The organism is Candidatus Saccharimonadales bacterium, assembly GCA_035480635.1.
Taxonomy (GTDB): Bacteria; Patescibacteriota; Saccharimonadia; order UBA4664; family DATIHN01; genus DATIHN01.
Map to the genome: position 1 here is coordinate 1 of DATIHN010000025.1, position 14,774 is coordinate 14,774.

The window sequence follows — 14,774 nt, forward strand, 5'->3', positions numbered from 1 at the left end:
GGCGACTTCCACGGCTTAGTTAATTATCTCTACGCCCAGAACAAACTTCAGGCGCTACTCGTACCGAACCTGCGCCAATATTCCAGCCTGCTTAAAGGTGCTGCCCGCGAACGCATTGATTTTATTAGCAATATGCGTAAAGAGCTCGAGTATAAAAAGAACCGCGGCCGCACCGGTGGATCAAGTTCAAGCGGCAGTGCCCGCCGCAGCCCGGGCGATAAGCTCGAAGACGCATTAATCAAAGCGGTTGATGAGGGTTCTAAAGAACCCATCACGGCCGAAAGTCCCGGTGATGTCGTTAGCGAAGCCCCAACCACCAAGACCGAATAGCCAAATTGTCATCCTGAGCGAAGTCGAAGGATCTCATGCGCATTAGATGTTTCGACACGCTTAACATGACAAAAAAAGTAGTTGACAAAGCTTCACTTATATGCTAATATTCAAACACTCAGTCGCGGCGTAAGCGGCGGCTGAACATGTGGGCAAAATCTCCCAACCATCTCTGGGAGGCCCGTTACTAAGAGGCGAGAGATGGTAGTACCGTAACCTAGCCGCCAAGCTTGTTACGGGGTGAGCAGCCTACCAAAAGAGCTGTAGTTCTCGGGGAGCGGGTTAACCGCTGAAATTTCTTGCGCCGCAGGGCGCACCTTGGACCTTGTGGTTGCCTGAGAGGCCACCTGGTTCCCGTAAAGGCCGCAGCTCAGCTGTAGTGGCCCGCCGGTACGAAACTCGGCACCAAGCCCGCTTATTGCTTGCCAAGAAGCATAGGCCCAGTTCTGCAGAACTGGAAAAGGCGAGCGGTAATCACTCCGCACACTTGGACTATAGGGCCGAGAAGGGGCGTCCTAGGCGCGCTGACTCGGCAGGTTACTCTTATCCTTCACCTGTGGCGTAGGCCCAAAAAAGAGCGTAAGGTTTGTGATTTCGGTCGCGGACCAGCCGGGTACGAAAACTCCGGCACTTCTTTTTATAAACGCTCATGCTCTCGCGATTCGCCGCCCAAGGGTATAATCACCTTATGAATCTGTTTGAAGAAACCGCTCAAAAACCGCTGGCTGATCGCATCCGCCCTAAGAATCTCGAAGATGTTATTGGTCAAGAGCATTTGCTCGGTCAAAACCAGTTTTTAAGCGCCGTTATCAAAAAGCATCAGCCGACTAGCATGATCCTGTGGGGGCCGCCGGGTAGTGGCAAGACTACGATTGCTCGCATTATTGCCGCCAGTGGCGATTATGCGTTTGAAGAACTCAGTGCGGTTACTTCCGGCTTGCCAGAGGTCAAACAAGTTATTGAACGGGCCAAACAGCGCCAAAAACTCGGTCAGCAGACGATTTTGTTCGTCGATGAAATTCACCGCTTTAATAAGGCTCAGCAGGACGCTTTTTTACCTCACGTTGAAACTGGCACAATTATCTTGATTGGTGCGACTACCGAAAACCCGTCATTTGAAGTCATTGGGCCTTTGTTGTCCCGCACGCGGGTGGTGGTGCTAGAACCGCTTTCAACTTTGGATCTTATTAAAATAATTCATCGGGCCATTAAAGAACTGCCGGGCAAACAGTTGGACGAAAAGGCCGCCGAACTCTTAGCTGAACTCTCGGCCGGTGATGCACGGGTAGCACTAAACGGGTTGGAAACGGCTGCTAGCTTGAGTGGTGGCACCATTAAAACCGATATCATCAAGCAAGCCTTGCAAAAAACCAGTTTACGCTACGACAAAAGCGGTGAATACCACTACAACTTAATTTCGGCTTACATCAAATCGATGCGGGGCGGTGATAGCGATGCCGCCTTGTTTTATCTAGCGCGGATGCTGGAAGGCGGCGAGGACCCCAAATTTATTGCCCGGCGCTTGGTCATTTTTGCATCCGAAGACGTTGGCTTAGCTGACGCAGCCGCCCTGCCGCTGGCCGTTGCTACATTCCAGGCGGTGGAACGCATTGGCCTGCCCGAGTGCCAGCTAAATTTGAGTCATGCTACGATTTATCTAGCGACAGCCCCTAAATCGCGAGCCGCTACCAATGCCCTTGGGGCTGCCACTAAAGCCGCTAAGGACAACCCTTTAGCCGAAGTACCGCTACATTTGCGCAATGCCCCGACCAAGTTGATGAAACAACTTGATTACGGCAAAGACTACAAATGGGAACCGGGCTTTGAGCACGCCAAAGGCTTCATGCCCGAGGGTCTAGAGGATCAAAAATTCTACCAGCCGGATGTGGGCCCAAAGGTTGACAAGCCTAAGACATAATTGTTACGCTTAGCCCAGTTAAGTTCAAAAGGTTATGCCCAAAAAAGTTGCCAAAGTCGAAGCTGATAGCGTCTATTTTTTAAAGTTATTACTCTATTTCACCCTAGGAACCATCTGGCTGAAAATTAACGGCCGCACCGTGGTGCCGATTGGGTTGATCCTCGGTGTCATATTTAGCACTCACGAACACTTTCGCATCGATCGCAAAATTGAATACGCCGTGCTGCTAGTAGCGGCCCTATTGGGGCTAGCCGGCTTCGGCGTATTCCTAGGTATTTCGTTTTAAGACTGTTTTAAATAGCCTAAGGCGTTGATGAAAACCACGGCCATTAGAATTAGCATGGCAGGGCTGATTAGGCTATGGATAATCTCAAAGGGGATGATGACGTATAGCCCAAACAGCGCTACATAGATAATCAATAATTCAGCTGTGCGGATAGATTGGATGCGTTCGATCAATTTCATAACCCTATTTTAACTCAAAACATTGTAAAAGTCAACAAAGTGTGTTATGATAGCTCCACTTGCCGAAGAGGCGAGGGTACCTGAAAGGTGAAATGTGGAGATGCTTATCTGCCACGTCAGAAACTGTGAGTTCCAGGCTATTGCAAGCCATTACCATCCCGGCGATAGCAAATACCCCTGCGACCACGAAGTCGGAAACGAAGTTAGGGGATGGGTTTGCGACAAACCCGAAGCTCCAATCGGAAAACGACATTGGTCGTACAATTGTTACTTCTGTCTCATTGGTGTGGAAGCAGCAATAAAGAATGGTAACTTCGAAGACGTCAAAGAACCGCACCGCAGCGAGTGCATCGAAGAGATCGAGAAATCTCTGAGATACTTCCGCAGTCGGTAAGGCCCACCGAGGCTTAAAACCGGTGGTCGTGCTACTGGACCCTAAACAGTTGCACCTTTCACTGCTCTTAGCTAAACCCAGCATTCTGGGCTTGGCCAACGGCAGAGAAACCTCTTTGGCATAAGCTCAGCCATATCGCTGGGCTTTTTTGCTGTCAAATATTTATTGCTCAAATAATAGTAAAGTGGTAGAGTAGGTGCCAAGGTGGCGCAGCAAAAGCGCCATGTTCTTTTGAAAGGGGCCACAATGCCCTCCGAGACGGAACTCGAACGCTACCAGGCAGAGCTAGCTGAAGCTGAGTTGGCGCTTACTTCCGAGGCGTACGACAGTGCTGAAAGGATCGCAAGAAGGGCGCTTGATTTGAATCCCGATGGCATCAAGGCGAAAGCCATCCTCGGGAAAAGCTTCTACAAGCGGGGTTTGTATCGTCAGGCGATGACATTTTTGCAGCCGGCCGCACTCTACGAAGACGAGTCTCAAGTTTTACTGCTCGTCTCCCAAATTCGTTGCGGGCTCAACCGCCTACGGAAAATGGCTGTCACAAATGAACTTGTAGAGGTTCTCAAGCGTATTTGCAGTGTCGGGGAGCGGGAAGTCTGGCAAGTGGGGTATGACTTTCTAAAAGCCAACAGCGGCATAGACGCTGAGGCTAAACAAGTCCTGGAGTTCGCTAGAACCCACCGTCCGAGCTGGGTTTCTGAGACATAGATCGTCCGCCAACCGAACGGAGACGCCATGACCGATGCAGTCAACCTCAGTCGCGGCTGCTACTACTGTGGCCGAGACAACCCCACCCACTCAGAGGACTGTCCCGAGCAGTACCCGCCCGGTTTACAGCGCGACAATGCCATCGGGGAATGGGACCTGGGTTTTCACCATTGGTGTAAAGGCATCGAACCACCGCCAAACACCAGTGATTGGTACGCCCTCGGGTACCGCTGCGCCCAGGCCAAACGAATCGGAATGTTGGGCCAGAAGTAACTCAAGCCCCCGCTGTCTAAACGATGGCGGGGGCCAATGCTTTTTAAAGCTGTTGACGCAATCCCTCAAAGCTGATAGACTCTCTTGGTAGCCAAGTTCGAGAAGTCCAGTACTTCTCTTAAATTAAGAAGGAATATTTACTGGTGAATGGAGAGGCCCAGCGTAGCCCTGCGCGAAGTTGGGAACCGGCCAATTACCAGCCTTATTTGTGCCTAAATCTATGAAAGCCCTACTCGGAAAAAAAGTTGGAATGACCCAAATCTTCGATGCAAGCGGCAATGTCGTGCCGGTTACTGTCATTGAGGCTGGTCCTTGTGTTGTCACCCAAATCAAGCAGCCTGATCGCGATGGCTACTTGGCGGTCCAACTTGGCTTTGGTGCGGCCAAAAAGCCGGGTAAATCTCTAGTCGGACATAGCAAAAAGGCTGGTACAACTCCCAAGTATATGAAGGAAATTCGCTTGCCAGCCCTGCCTGAGGGCGAAGCCGCCTTGAAAGTTGGCACCAAGCTCGAAGCTAGCATTTTCGAAGTTGGTGATAAGGTTCAAGTCAGCGGTACCTCCAAAGGCAAAGGTTTTGCCGGTACCATCAAGCGGCACAATTTTCACACCGGCCCCAAAACCCATGGCTCGCACAATTACCGCGCCCCTGGATCGATTGGTTCGGGCTATCCCCAACACGTTTTTAAAGGTATGAAGATGGCTGGCCAAATGGGACACTCTCAAGTTACAACCAAAAACCTAACCGTTGCATTAGTTGATCCTAAACTTGGCGTCATCGGTCTGCGTGGAGCAGTGCCTGGACCCCGCAAAGGCTTAGTGGTGGTCAGAGGTCTGTGATGGTTAAGGTTCAAGCTTACAGTAAAACCGGAACCAAGCAGGCCGAAGCCGTAGCCTTAGATAAAGCTATTTTCGGGGTCGAAGCCAACCAGCAATTGGTGGCTCAGGCCTACAATGCTTATCTCAGTAATGGCCGCAGCGCTCAACCGACTACCTTGACGCGAGGCCTGGTTCGCGGTGGCGGTAAGAAACCTTGGCGTCAAAAAGGCACCGGTCGGGCCCGGGTTGGTTCAATCCGCGTGCCCAACTGGCGCGGCGGCGGAGTGGTTTTTGGTCCAACCGGTGTCGAAAATCACATTGTCCAGCAACCGATCAAAATGAAGCGAGCCGCCATTCGGCAAGCTCTTAGCCTCAAGGCCGCCCAAGACCGCATCATCATCATCGAAGAGCTGAATTTGACTGGTAAAACCAAAGATGCTGCTAGCTTGCTGGCTAAACTGGGTGCCACTCGCCGAGTGTTAGTGGTGGCTGACGATAAGACCGCCAAACTTGATCAAGCGCTGCGCAATATCCCAGGAGTCACGCTGGTTCAAGCCAATTACTTGAATGTCTTTGATGTTATGAATGCCGATAGCCTAATTATGACCAAGAAAGCCATCGAATTGATTGAGCAGTGGTTAGGGGAGAAGGCTAAGGCCCCGAAAGATCAAACCGAGCCAACTGCCCAAAAACCAGCAACTAAAGCCACTCCCAAACCAGCCCCCAAGGCGGAAAAGGCCAAATGAGTTTAATTCTGACACCCAAAATTAGCGAAAAAGCTATTGCTCAAGCCGAGGCTGGCAAATACGTTTTCGAAGTTCCAACTGCTACCAACAAAGTCGAAGTGGCTCATGCTGTTGAAGCCGCCTTTAAGGTTAAGGTCACGGACGTTAATATGCTGATTACCAAAGGCAAGGTCAAACAGTTCAAGCGCCAGAGTGGCCGCCGTGCTGACGTCAAAAAAGCCATTGTAACGCTAAAAAAGGGCGATAGCATCAAACTCTTTGAGGGAGCTAAGTAATGGCTATTAAGCTCTACAACCCAACCACTCCAGCCCGCCGCGGTATGACTAGCGCCGATACTTCGACTATTACCAAAAAGCGCCCACAAAAGTCGCTTTTAGTAGTTAAAAAGGCCGGTACCGGACGAAACAACCAAGGCCGAATCACTGTTCGCCATCGGGGAGCGGGTGTTAAAAACTTTTACCGCTTAGTTGATTTTAAGGCCCTCTGGCCCGAAGCCAAAGTGGTAGCGATTGAATATGACCCCAATCGCAGCGCTCGGATTGCATTAGTGCAAGCTGAAGGTGGCCAAAAGGCCTACGTGTTAGCGGGAGCCAACATGAAAGTTGGTGACAAACTCTCAACTGGCGAAAAAGCCCCGATTCGCGCCGGAAACCGACTGCCGCTGAAAGCTATGCCGGTGGGATCGAGCATTTATAACATTGAACTTACCCTGGGTCGCGGCGGCCAATTGGTTCGCAGTGCTGGTGCCAGAGCCCAGCTGGTGGCTAAAGAAGGCGAATTCTGCCAGGTTAAACTGCCCAGTGGTGAAGTTCGCTTGATTAATCAGAACTGTAGCGCTACCCTTGGGAACGTTGGCAACGAGTCACACCAAAATATTAAATACGGTAGTGCTGGTCGCCGCCGCCGCTTAGGCTGGCGCCCGGCTGTCCGCGGTAAGGCCATGAACCCAGTCGACCATCCGCATGGTGGCGGCGAGGGCGCTCACGATATTGGATTGCGCCGTGGGCCAACAACCCCTTGGGGTAAACCAGCTTTGGGTTACAAAACCCGCCGCCGTAAGTTAACCAATGCCATGATTGTGCGCGGGCGCAAGGAAGGCCGGAGACGCTAATGAGTCGTTCACTCAAAAAAGGCCCATATGTTGATGCCAAGCTACTGAAAAAGGTAGAGGCTTTGGCTGCCTCCGATAAAACCGTTCTCAAAACTTGGGCGAGGGCCTCGACAGTAGCACCGGAAATGGTCGGACGAACCATCGCTGTTCATAACGGCAAAGTCCATGTCCCGGTCTTTATCAGCGAAAACATGGTCGGACACAAATTGGGTGAATTTTCGCCAACTCGCAAATTCCGAGGGCATGGCGGTAAGCTAGCTAAGGATCAGAAACGATGAAAGCTATAGCCAAAGCCAAAATGATTAGAACCTCGCCTCGCAAAGTCTCGCTGGTAGCGGCTTTGGTGCGCGGTCAGAGCGTGGCCCAAGCCAAACTGACGCTTGCCCAAACCAACAAGGCTGCCACCGTTACGATTGGTAAAGTCTTAGATTCGGCCGTGGCTAATGCTGAGAATAATTTGAACTTGAAATCACGTGATTTGGTGGTCGAATCAGTCCTGGTTGGTGCCGGGCCAACCCTTAAGCGCATCCGCCGCCGGTCCCGTGGCCAAGCCAATCGAGTTTTGAAGCGAACCAGCCATATTACAGTCATCTTAAACGATAGTGGTGCAGCTGAAACCGAGACTAAGCCCAAGGCACCTATCGCGGCTAAAACCGCAGCCAAGCCCAGCCGAACCGCCAAAACCAATGTCAAACCGGCGGAGGCCAAATAATGGGTCATAAAGTCAATCCAGTTAGTATGCGCTTGCAGGTTACCAAAGACTGGCAGTCCAAGTGGTTTGCCGATAAAGACTATGCCAACTTCCTGGTGCAAGATATCAAATTGCGCCGGGCCGCTGAACGTAAGCTAGGCAAACGGGCTGGCGTCGCTCGAATTGATATTGAGCGCTCACCCAATTTACTGGTCGTGACTATTTATACCTCCAAACCTGGCGTGGTCATTGGCCGCGGTGGGGCTGGCGCTGAGGAACTCAAGAATATTCTGACCAAAATCGCTGCCGCCAATATCAAGGTGGCCATCGAAGAGGTTAAACGCCCCGAAACTAACGCCGTCTTGGTGGCCGAAAACGTGGCATCTCAATTGGAACGTCGAATTTCCTTCCGCCGAGCCATGAAGATGTCGATCGAAAACGCCCTGAAATCGGGGGCAAACGGCGCCAAAATTACCGTGGCTGGGCGCTTAAACGGGGCCGAAATGGCCAGGCGGGAAACTATTTCCAACGGCTCTATCCCCCTGCATACCATTCGGGCCGACATTGATTTTGGCCAGGCGCTGGCTAAAACGACTTATGGCACCATTGGCGTCAAGGTTTGGATTTATAAGGAAGCGGGGAAATAATATGTTAATCCCGCGCAAAACTAAATATCGCAAGCAGCAAAAGGGGCGCTTGCGCGGAGTGGCTACGAGAGGTAGCGAAATTAACTTCGGCCAATTTGCGCTGAAAGCTGAGACCGGTGAGAGGATCAGTTCGCGCCAGATCGAAGCTGCCCGGCGAGCTATGACTCGCTACATCAAACGCGGTGGTAAAATTTGGATCCGAGTGTTCCCAGATGTACCGATTACCTCTAAACCCGCCGAAGTCCGCATGGGTAGCGGCAAGGGTGCGGTTGATCATTATGCAGCTAGAGTCAAACCAGGCCGAATTATGTTCGAAATGTCTGGTGTGCCCGAGGATGTGGCCAGAGAAGCCATGCGCCTAGCGGCCCACAAATTACCGATGAAAACCAAGTTTTTGGTGCGTCATGTACCAGGCGAGGAGCAATCATGAAAATCGCAGATATTGCTACTAAAAACGATAAAGACTTGCAGGTGTTGGTGGCTGATAGTCGCAAGCGGATTGCTGAACTAGTGATTGAGAATCGCACCAAAGAGAGTAAAAACGTCAAAGCGGTGCTAGCAGCTCGTAAGCAATTAGCCAGGGCTTTGACCGTCGCCAGACAACGCCAACTGGGCGGGGAGGAGAACTAAGATGGCAAGAACGTTGCAAGGCCAAGTCGTGTCCGATAAAATGAGCAAAACCGTGGTGGTAGCTGTGGGTCAGGTTAAAGAACATCCGGTTTACCGCAAGAAGTTCACGATTACCAAAAAATATCAGGCTCATGATGAGGCCGAGGCTTTTAAGGTTGGCGATTTGGTTGAAATTACCGAGTCCCGCCCCCTGAGCCGCCACAAGCGTTGGGTGGTTGCGCGCAAACTGACAACCGAGGAGCTAGAAGGTTAAGATGATCCAACAGGAAACCAGGTTAAAAGTCGCCGACAACAGCGGAGCCAAAGAGCTTCTCTGCATTCGAGTGCTGGGCGGTTCTAGGCGGCGCTATGCCCTGGTGGGTGATGTCATCACCGCTAGCGTTAAAGTAGCTATGCCGGGGGCTGCGGTCAAGAAAAAGGAAGTTGTCCAGGCTGTGGTGGTTCGGACCAAACATCCAGCCAAGCGCGCCGATGGGACCGTTATTCGATTCGACGAAAACGCCGCCGTTTTGATTGATAAAAGTGGTAACCCCAGGGGTACACGCATTTTTGGCCCGATCGCTCGAGAATTGCGCGACGGCGGTTACATGAAGATTATTTCGCTCGCCCCGGAGGTCCTGTGATGAAGTTAAAAAAAAGCGACAAGATCATGGTTCTAGCTGGCAAAGACAAGGGTAAAACTGGTGAAATCACACGAGTCTTGCCAGCCAATCACCAAATCGTGGTCGAGGGCATTAACATAGTAAAACGTCACACCAAGCCTTCCAACAAAAACCCCCGGGGCGGGATCCTCGAAATTACCAGACCAATGCCAGATGGCAAGGTGGCGCTGGTGTGCCCCAGTTGTAAGAAACCAACCAGGATTGGCTACAGCCTTGGTAAAACCAAAGAACGTATCTGTAAAAAATGCGGGAACGTGGTGAAATAAGATGAATCGCTTAAAAGAACGCTACATTAAAGAAATCGTGCCGGCTCTGATCAGCGAATTTGGCTATGGTAACATCAACCAAGTCCCTCGCGTTGAAAAGGTCATCATTAACGCTGGCGTGGGCCGAGCCACGGCTGATTCCAAACATTTAGAAGCAGTTGTTGCAACGCTAGCGACGGTCAGTGGTCAGGCCCCGGTTACCACTAAAGCTAAAAAGAGCGTGGCGGCCTTTAAACTGCGCGAAGGTAATGCTATCGGAGCTATGACGACGCTGCGCGGTGAGCGCATGTATGCTTTCCTTGATCGTTTAGTGGCGGTGACTCTGCCGCGCATCCGTGACTTCCGCGGTATTAGCCCGACGGCTTTTGACGCCCACGGCAACTACAGCTTAGGCATTACAGATCAGACAATTTTCCCAGAAGTCACCTACGAGGACGCCTCCAAGAGTCATAGTTTGCAGGTCAATATTATTACGACTGCTAAAACTCAAGCTGAGGGTCAAAAACTAATGGAACTAATCGGGTTCCCGTTTAGGAGAGATAATGGCTAAAACATCGATGATCGTAAGAGCGGCTAGAAAGCCCAAATACTCCACCCGCCAGCAAAACCGCTGCAAGGTTTGTGGTCGCCCCCGGGCCTATATCCGTAAATTCGGACTTTGCCGGATTTGTTTTCGTGAATATGCCTCTCGCGGTCAGATCCCGGGTGTAACTAAGGCTAGTTGGTAAGGAGCTCAAGATGACAGATCCAATTGCAGATATGTTAACTAGAATTCGCAACGGCCTAATGGCCGGGCGGAGCTCCATTTTGGTGCCGCACTCCGGCATTAAAGAGGCTATTGCTAAAATTTTGGCTGATCAGCACTTTATTGGTGGATACAAAGTCAGCGGACAAGTACCAACCAAAATGATCGAGATTGACTTGGGTGGGCAGCGACCAGTTTCCAAAGTTACGCGGGTGTCTAAACCGGGACGCCGAGTTTATTTAGCTAGCAAACAGATCCCAACCGTGCTTTCCGGGCGTGGTCTGGTGATTGTTTCGACCTCACACGGCCTAATGGCCGGACACGAAGCTAGACGCCAAGGTTTGGGCGGTGAATTAATCTGTCAGGTGTGGTAAGATGAGCCGAATTGGAAAATCACCAATTAATGTCCCCGCCGGAGTCGAAGTTGAGATCGATGCTAGCGTGGTCCACGTCAAAGGGCCAAAAGGATCACTTGAACAAACCATCTTGACGGGACTCAAAGTTGAACAGACCGAGAGCCAGATCCAAGTCTCGATCAAACGGGGGCACAACGAAGCTCAGGCCTATTTCGGGCTAATGCGGACTCTGATTGCCAATATGGTTAGTGGGGTTGAATCTGGTTTTGAGCGCAAACTCGAAATCAATGGCGTTGGCTACCGAGCCAATGTGGCTGGAGAGGTCCTAAATTTAACACTCGGCTTTTCCCACCCGATCGAAGTTAAGTTGCCGGCAGGCATCACTGCGAGCGTCGAAAAAAACGTCGTGACCATTAGTGGCTATGATAAGCAATTGGTTGGACAAGTGGCAGCTAATATCCGATCACTCAAAAAACCCGAGCCTTACAAGGGCAAAGGCATTAAATACGTCGAAGAGACTATTCGGCGTAAGGCTGGTAAGGCAGCTACTAAAGGTTAAACTATGCAAACTACGACCAAAATTCAGCAAAAGCAACGCATCCGAGCCAAAATTAGTGGCACGGGGAGCCGACCTCGCTTGGTCGCAAGTATCAGTAACCGCCACATTGTCGCTCAATTGATTGATGATACTAAAGGCCAGACTTTAGCCTACGCTTCAACCCAGACTGCTGAGGTGAGTGGCTCGATGGTCAAAAAGGCCGAGCTGGTTGGTGCGCGCATCGCCGAGGCAGCCAAAAAGGCCAAGATCAAGACCGTGGTCTTTGATCGAGGCGGCCGGATTTATGCTCAAAGACTAAATGCCTTGGCCACAGCGGCTCGCAAAGGTGGACTGGAGTTCTAATGGCTATGATCGAAACAGTCAAAGAGTTCGAAGAACGTGTTATTTCGATCGATCGTGTGGCTAGAGTAGTGAAGGGCGGTCGGCGCTTCCGTTTCCGCAGCATTGTGGTAGTCGGCGATGGTAAAGGCCGAGTTGGCGTGGGGGTTGGTAAAGGCTCCGAGGTCATGACTTCGATCGCTAAGGCTGTTGCCATTGCCAAAAAGAGCTTGGTCCAAGTGCCGATGAAGGGTACAACCATTCCTCACGAGGTCAATGTGCGCTTCTGTGGGGCTGAAGTTATGCTCAAACCGGCCAGCGAAGGCACCGGCGTCATAGCTGGTGGGGCGGTCCGCAGCGTGGTGGAAGCCGCTGGCATCCATGACCTGCTGACTAAATCATTTGGTTCGGCTAATAAAGTTAACAATGCTTATGCCACCGTTATGGCTCTGAGCCAACTTCAAACTGGACCGGTCTATTCCGTTAAAAACGCCAACAAACCAGCTGTAGTTAAGGCCGATTCACTATTAGCTGACTCAGCTAATAAGCCTGAGAAAGCTGAGTCTAAACCAGCGACCAAAAAACCGCTAGCTAAGAAAACTACTGCCAAAAAAGCCACCACTAAAACAGTAGCCAAGAAGCCGAAGGCTGCATCCAAGGAGCCTAAGTCATGAAACCGCATGAGCTAGCAGCTAGCGCTCACAAGTCGCGCAAGCGGGTTGGACGAGGCATTAGTTCGGGCCATGGCAAAACCGCTGGTCGCGGCACCAAAGGCCAAAATTCCCGTAGTGGCGGTGGCGTGCGATTGGGTTTTGAGGGTGGTCAGAATCCGCTAGCCAAGCGCTTACCGAAAAAGCGCGGCTTTACCAGCATTAACCGGATCGACTACCAAGAGGTCAATTTGAATCAATTGGATTCGGTCAAAGGTACCCAAATTACTCCCGATACTCTAGCCCAGGCTAAGTTGGTTAAATCCAGCACCAAACCGGTCAAGATTTTGGGTGATGGTAAAATTGAGCGCAAACTGAGTTTCAAAGTCCAAGCCATGACGATACAGGCCAAAGCCAAGGTTGAAGCCGCCGGTGGTACAATTGAACTGCTAAGTTCAACTACCAAACCATAATGAATCTAGGCATTATCAAGCAAGTTTATCGCTCCAGCGACATCCGCAAGCGGGTCCTAGTAGTACTGGGTCTGCTGGTGGCCTTTCGGTTTCTGGCCCATGTGCCAGTGCCGGTGCCTAATAATGTGGCGCTGACAACTTTCTTACGGACTCTATTTAACTCTAATAAACTGCTCGGTTTTGCCGATCTCTTCTCTGGTGGGGCCCTGACTAACTTTTCGATCATTATGATGGGAGTTGGCCCCTTCATTAATGCTTCGATCATTATGCAGCTGCTGCAGCAAGCATTGCCTAAACTGGAAGCTTTAGCCAAAGAAGGCGAACGTGGTCGACAACAAATTAACCAATACACTAGAATGCTGACTCTGCCGCTAGCTTTGATTCAGTCGGTGGCCATGATCTTCTTGGTTCAGCAGACCTCAAAGCGGGTGGCTCAGACTGATCTGATCGGTCACCCGTCGCTATCCCAGTGGTTGCTAATGGTTATTACTATTACCGCCGGCACCATGCTGCTGATGTGGCTGGGCGAAATCATTACTGATAAAGGCATTGGTAACGGGATCTCGCTAATCATTTTTGCAGGTATTGTGGCCCGTTTGCCTTCTAGTGCCGGACAGTTCTTTTCGCTAGCTCAAAACGATACCGGCAAAATCCTAACCCTAGGCTTCTTCGTGGCCCTGGCTCTAGCAGTCATTTACTTCGTAGTTATTCTAAACGAAGGCCAGCGTAACATCCCTGTCTCTTATGCCAGGAGGGTTCGCGGTAGTCGAGTCTACGGCGGCGTTGATACTCATTTGCCGCTTAGAGTTATCACCGCCGGCGTCATCCCAATCATTTTTGCGCTGGCATTCCTGACCATCCCCGGTTTTGTCGGGCAAATATTCTCAAACGCATCTAGTCAGTGGTTATCATCGTTTGCCCATTGGCTAACAGCAGTATTTAATCCTAATAACCCGTGGTACGCCGTTATTTACTTCATGCTGGTAGTGGTCTTTACCTACTTTTATACCGCCATCGTCTTTAACCCCGATGAAATTGCCGAGAACCTGCAAAAGCAGGGCGGCTTCATTCCTGGCATTCGCCCCGGTGGCCAAACGGCTAGTTACCTGCGCAAACTTCTAAACCGCATAACCTTGGCCGGTGCAGTTGGCTTAGGCCTTATCGCCATTCTGCCGTTCATCGCCCAACACTTTACCAACACTCAAACTCTAACCTTCGGCGGCACCGGGCTAATCATTGTGGTCAGCGTGGCCATTGAAACAATGAAACAGATCGAAGCCTTGGTGGTGACTGAGAGCTACGAGAATTACTAGTGAAGCTGCTTCTGACGTCAGCCGGCATACGAAACCAGGGAATCGCCGACGCTCTGAAGTCGCTGATCAATAAGCCTGTCGAATCAGTTAAGGTTGGACTAATACCGACCGCCCAGAATTTTGAGCCTGGTAATAAAGACTTCTTTATCGCCCAGCTAACTAATCTCCAGAAGCATGGGTTTAGCTGGATTGATATTGTTGACCCAGCTGCTGATGGGATCGACTGGAAATCTAGACTAGACCCTGTTGACATCGTTTTTGTGAGTGGTGGTAACACATTTTATCTTATGGAGGAGACCAGGAAATCGGGACTTGGTGACTGGCTCAGTAAAAATATTGCGACCAAGGTTTATGTTGGAGTAAGTGCCGGGTCTATCATGGCTACCCCCTCGATCGCGGTCGCCGAAATCGATGATGGCGACGAAAATGCTGTCGGATTGACAGATCTAACCGGCTTGAGCTTTGTTGATTTTGAGGTCTCACCCCATACACCAGAGTTTGTCAGTGTTGAGGCAAATAATGAATATGCTACTAAAATTGACCGAGAGTTGTATCTAATTGACGACGAATCGGCCATTAAAGTCGATGGCAAAGAAATCACGGTCGTTGGTGAGGGTAGCCACTCAATACTAAATCAAGCAAAAATCTCCCGTTAACCCCTTTACAATTCTGTAAAGTTTCTCTATAATTGAGGACTGTAGC

At 50.8% G+C, this 14,774-nt stretch carries 25 protein-coding genes and 2 pseudogenes; 26 read left to right on the top strand and 1 reads right to left on the bottom strand.

Annotated elements, in window-relative coordinates; genetic code table 11:
• The 3 genes from VLE72_03980 to VLE72_03990 all read left to right on the top strand — a co-directional run.
• Positions 1–330: hypothetical protein (locus VLE72_03980; protein HSX15032.1), on the top strand; the 330-nt coding region annotated here is incomplete at its 5' end.
• Between the two features lie 688 nt (positions 331–1,018).
• On the top strand, positions 1,019–2,248 hold the full coding sequence (locus VLE72_03985) for a replication-associated recombination protein A (protein HSX15033.1): 1,230 nt from the start codon (positions 1,019–1,021) through the stop codon (positions 2,246–2,248).
• A 34-nt stretch (positions 2,249–2,282) separates the two neighbouring features.
• Positions 2,283–2,534, top strand: coding sequence for a hypothetical protein (locus VLE72_03990; protein ID HSX15034.1), 252 nt, complete (start codon positions 2,283–2,285; stop codon positions 2,532–2,534).
• On the opposite strand, the gene VLE72_03995 is transcribed toward VLE72_03990, so the two are convergent.
• Positions 2,531–2,713 (bottom strand): hypothetical protein, encoded by a 183-nt coding sequence (locus VLE72_03995; protein ID HSX15035.1) that lies wholly within the window; start codon positions 2,711–2,713, stop codon positions 2,531–2,533. The genes VLE72_03990 and VLE72_03995 overlap by 4 nt on opposite strands.
• 598 nt (positions 2,714–3,311) lie before the next feature.
• Between VLE72_03995 and VLE72_04000 the strand changes: the two genes are divergently transcribed.
• The 23 genes and pseudogenes from VLE72_04000 (at position 3,312) to VLE72_04110 (ending at position 14,728) form a co-directional block, all read left to right on the top strand.
• A complete protein-coding gene (locus VLE72_04000) occupies positions 3,312–3,815 on the top strand; it encodes a tetratricopeptide repeat protein (GenBank protein ID HSX15036.1) in 504 nt (167 codons plus the stop codon).
• A gap of 27 nt (positions 3,816–3,842) precedes the next feature.
• A complete protein-coding gene (locus VLE72_04005) occupies positions 3,843–4,088 on the top strand; it encodes a hypothetical protein (GenBank protein ID HSX15037.1) in 246 nt (81 codons plus the stop codon).
• Between the two features lie 220 nt (positions 4,089–4,308).
• Positions 4,309–4,926, top strand: coding sequence for a 50S ribosomal protein L3 (rplC, locus tag VLE72_04010; GenBank protein ID HSX15038.1), 618 nt, complete (start codon positions 4,309–4,311; stop codon positions 4,924–4,926).
• Positions 4,926–5,651, top strand: coding sequence for a 50S ribosomal protein L4 (rplD, locus tag VLE72_04015; GenBank protein HSX15039.1), 726 nt, complete (start codon positions 4,926–4,928; stop codon positions 5,649–5,651). The genes rplC and rplD overlap by 1 nt, the downstream gene beginning before the upstream one ends.
• Positions 5,648–5,926, top strand: a complete 279-nt coding sequence (rplW, locus tag VLE72_04020) for a 50S ribosomal protein L23 (GenBank protein HSX15040.1) — start codon at positions 5,648–5,650, stop codon at positions 5,924–5,926. Before rplD ends, rplW begins: the two co-directional genes overlap by 4 nt.
• On the top strand, positions 5,926–6,762 hold the full coding sequence (gene rplB, locus VLE72_04025) for a 50S ribosomal protein L2 (protein ID HSX15041.1): 837 nt from the start codon (positions 5,926–5,928) through the stop codon (positions 6,760–6,762). The genes rplW and rplB overlap by 1 nt, the downstream gene beginning before the upstream one ends.
• Entirely contained in the window at positions 6,762–7,040 is a 279-nt protein-coding gene (gene rpsS / locus VLE72_04030; protein ID HSX15042.1) for a 30S ribosomal protein S19, read from the top strand. The genes rplB and rpsS overlap by 1 nt, the downstream gene beginning before the upstream one ends.
• Positions 7,037–7,363: pseudogene (rplV, locus tag VLE72_04035) on the top strand (50S ribosomal protein L22). Before rpsS ends, rplV begins: the two are co-directional and overlap by 4 nt.
• 110 nt (positions 7,364–7,473) lie before the next feature.
• A complete protein-coding gene (rpsC, locus tag VLE72_04040) occupies positions 7,474–8,100 on the top strand; it encodes a 30S ribosomal protein S3 (protein HSX15043.1) in 627 nt (208 codons plus the stop codon).
• Position 8,101: 1 nt separating this feature from the next.
• Positions 8,102–8,530: a 50S ribosomal protein L16 gene (gene rplP, locus VLE72_04045; protein HSX15044.1), complete on the top strand. Its 429-nt coding sequence runs from the start codon at positions 8,102–8,104 to the stop codon at positions 8,528–8,530.
• Positions 8,527–8,730 (top strand): 50S ribosomal protein L29, encoded by a 204-nt coding sequence (gene rpmC / locus VLE72_04050; GenBank protein HSX15045.1) that lies wholly within the window; start codon positions 8,527–8,529, stop codon positions 8,728–8,730. The genes rplP and rpmC overlap by 4 nt, the downstream gene beginning before the upstream one ends.
• A gap of 1 nt (position 8,731) precedes the next feature.
• Positions 8,732–8,983 carry a 30S ribosomal protein S17 gene (gene rpsQ, locus VLE72_04055; protein HSX15046.1) on the top strand — a complete coding sequence of 84 codons (252 nt, stop codon included), beginning with the start codon at positions 8,732–8,734 and terminating at the stop codon, positions 8,981–8,983.
• Between the two features lies 1 nt (position 8,984).
• Positions 8,985–9,353 carry a 50S ribosomal protein L14 gene (rplN, locus tag VLE72_04060; protein ID HSX15047.1) on the top strand — a complete coding sequence of 123 codons (369 nt, stop codon included), beginning with the start codon at positions 8,985–8,987 and terminating at the stop codon, positions 9,351–9,353.
• Positions 9,353–9,658, top strand: coding sequence for a 50S ribosomal protein L24 (rplX, locus tag VLE72_04065; GenBank protein HSX15048.1), 306 nt, complete (start codon positions 9,353–9,355; stop codon positions 9,656–9,658). Before rplN ends, rplX begins: the two co-directional genes overlap by 1 nt.
• A gap of 1 nt (position 9,659) precedes the next feature.
• Positions 9,660–10,208: a 50S ribosomal protein L5 gene (gene rplE / locus VLE72_04070; GenBank protein ID HSX15049.1), complete on the top strand. Its 549-nt coding sequence runs from the start codon at positions 9,660–9,662 to the stop codon at positions 10,206–10,208.
• Entirely contained in the window at positions 10,201–10,386 is a 186-nt protein-coding gene (locus VLE72_04075; GenBank protein ID HSX15050.1) for a type Z 30S ribosomal protein S14, read from the top strand. Before rplE ends, VLE72_04075 begins: the two co-directional genes overlap by 8 nt.
• Positions 10,387–10,396: 10 nt before the next feature.
• A complete protein-coding gene (gene rpsH, locus VLE72_04080; protein HSX15051.1) occupies positions 10,397–10,777 on the top strand; it encodes a 30S ribosomal protein S8 in 381 nt (126 codons plus the stop codon).
• Between the two features lies 1 nt (position 10,778).
• Positions 10,779–11,318, top strand: coding sequence for a 50S ribosomal protein L6 (rplF, locus tag VLE72_04085; protein ID HSX15052.1), 540 nt, complete (start codon positions 10,779–10,781; stop codon positions 11,316–11,318).
• Between the two features lie 3 nt (positions 11,319–11,321).
• A complete protein-coding gene (gene rplR, locus VLE72_04090) occupies positions 11,322–11,660 on the top strand; it encodes a 50S ribosomal protein L18 (GenBank protein HSX15053.1) in 339 nt (112 codons plus the stop codon).
• Positions 11,660–12,100 (top strand): annotated as a pseudogene (gene rpsE / locus VLE72_04095) (30S ribosomal protein S5). Before rplR ends, rpsE begins: the two are co-directional and overlap by 1 nt.
• Before the next feature lie 206 nt (positions 12,101–12,306).
• Positions 12,307–12,759, top strand: a complete 453-nt coding sequence (gene rplO, locus VLE72_04100) for a 50S ribosomal protein L15 (protein ID HSX15054.1) — start codon at positions 12,307–12,309, stop codon at positions 12,757–12,759.
• A complete protein-coding gene (gene secY / locus VLE72_04105; GenBank protein ID HSX15055.1) occupies positions 12,759–14,072 on the top strand; it encodes a preprotein translocase subunit SecY in 1,314 nt (437 codons plus the stop codon). The genes rplO and secY overlap by 1 nt, the downstream gene beginning before the upstream one ends.
• Complete coding sequence (locus VLE72_04110; GenBank protein HSX15056.1) at positions 14,072–14,728, top strand: Type 1 glutamine amidotransferase-like domain-containing protein; 657 nt, start codon at positions 14,072–14,074, stop codon at positions 14,726–14,728. Before secY ends, VLE72_04110 begins: the two co-directional genes overlap by 1 nt.
• The last annotated feature ends 46 nt before the right edge of the window (positions 14,729–14,774 follow it).

Bases quoted from the DNA above. Each gene is read 5' to 3' on its own strand.
- rpsS (HSX15042.1), top strand. From the start codon at position 6,762: ATGAGTCGTTCACTCAAAAAAGGCCCATATGTTGATGCCAAGCTACTG.
- rpmC (HSX15045.1), top strand. From the start codon at position 8,527: ATGAAAATCGCAGATATTGCTACTAAAAACGATAAAGACTTGCAGGTG.
- rpsQ (HSX15046.1), top strand. From the start codon at position 8,732: ATGGCAAGAACGTTGCAAGGCCAAGTCGTGTCCGATAAAATGAGCAAA.
- rpsC (HSX15043.1), top strand. From the start codon at position 7,474: ATGGGTCATAAAGTCAATCCAGTTAGTATGCGCTTGCAGGTTACCAAA.
- rplW (HSX15040.1), top strand. From the start codon at position 5,648: ATGAGTTTAATTCTGACACCCAAAATTAGCGAAAAAGCTATTGCTCAA.
- rplN (HSX15047.1), top strand. From the start codon at position 8,985: ATGATCCAACAGGAAACCAGGTTAAAAGTCGCCGACAACAGCGGAGCC.
- rplF (HSX15052.1), top strand. From the start codon at position 10,779: ATGAGCCGAATTGGAAAATCACCAATTAATGTCCCCGCCGGAGTCGAA.
- rplO (HSX15054.1), top strand. From the start codon at position 12,307: ATGAAACCGCATGAGCTAGCAGCTAGCGCTCACAAGTCGCGCAAGCGG.
- rplE (HSX15049.1), top strand. From the start codon at position 9,660: ATGAATCGCTTAAAAGAACGCTACATTAAAGAAATCGTGCCGGCTCTG.
- rplC (HSX15038.1), top strand. From the start codon at position 4,309: ATGAAAGCCCTACTCGGAAAAAAAGTTGGAATGACCCAAATCTTCGAT.
- VLE72_04005 (HSX15037.1), top strand. From the start codon at position 3,843: ATGACCGATGCAGTCAACCTCAGTCGCGGCTGCTACTACTGTGGCCGA.
- VLE72_03990 (HSX15034.1), top strand. From the start codon at position 2,283: ATGCCCAAAAAAGTTGCCAAAGTCGAAGCTGATAGCGTCTATTTTTTA.
- VLE72_03995 (HSX15035.1), bottom strand. From the start codon at position 2,713: ATGAAATTGATCGAACGCATCCAATCTATCCGCACAGCTGAATTATTG.
- rplX (HSX15048.1), top strand. From the start codon at position 9,353: ATGAAGTTAAAAAAAAGCGACAAGATCATGGTTCTAGCTGGCAAAGAC.
- rplP (HSX15044.1), top strand. From the start codon at position 8,102: ATGTTAATCCCGCGCAAAACTAAATATCGCAAGCAGCAAAAGGGGCGC.
- rplR (HSX15053.1), top strand. From the start codon at position 11,322: ATGCAAACTACGACCAAAATTCAGCAAAAGCAACGCATCCGAGCCAAA.
- secY (HSX15055.1), top strand. From the start codon at position 12,759: ATGAATCTAGGCATTATCAAGCAAGTTTATCGCTCCAGCGACATCCGC.
- rplB (HSX15041.1), top strand. From the start codon at position 5,926: ATGGCTATTAAGCTCTACAACCCAACCACTCCAGCCCGCCGCGGTATG.
- VLE72_03985 (HSX15033.1), top strand. From the start codon at position 1,019: ATGAATCTGTTTGAAGAAACCGCTCAAAAACCGCTGGCTGATCGCATC.
- rplD (HSX15039.1), top strand. From the start codon at position 4,926: ATGGTTAAGGTTCAAGCTTACAGTAAAACCGGAACCAAGCAGGCCGAA.
- VLE72_04075 (HSX15050.1), top strand. From the start codon at position 10,201: ATGGCTAAAACATCGATGATCGTAAGAGCGGCTAGAAAGCCCAAATAC.
- rpsH (HSX15051.1), top strand. From the start codon at position 10,397: ATGACAGATCCAATTGCAGATATGTTAACTAGAATTCGCAACGGCCTA.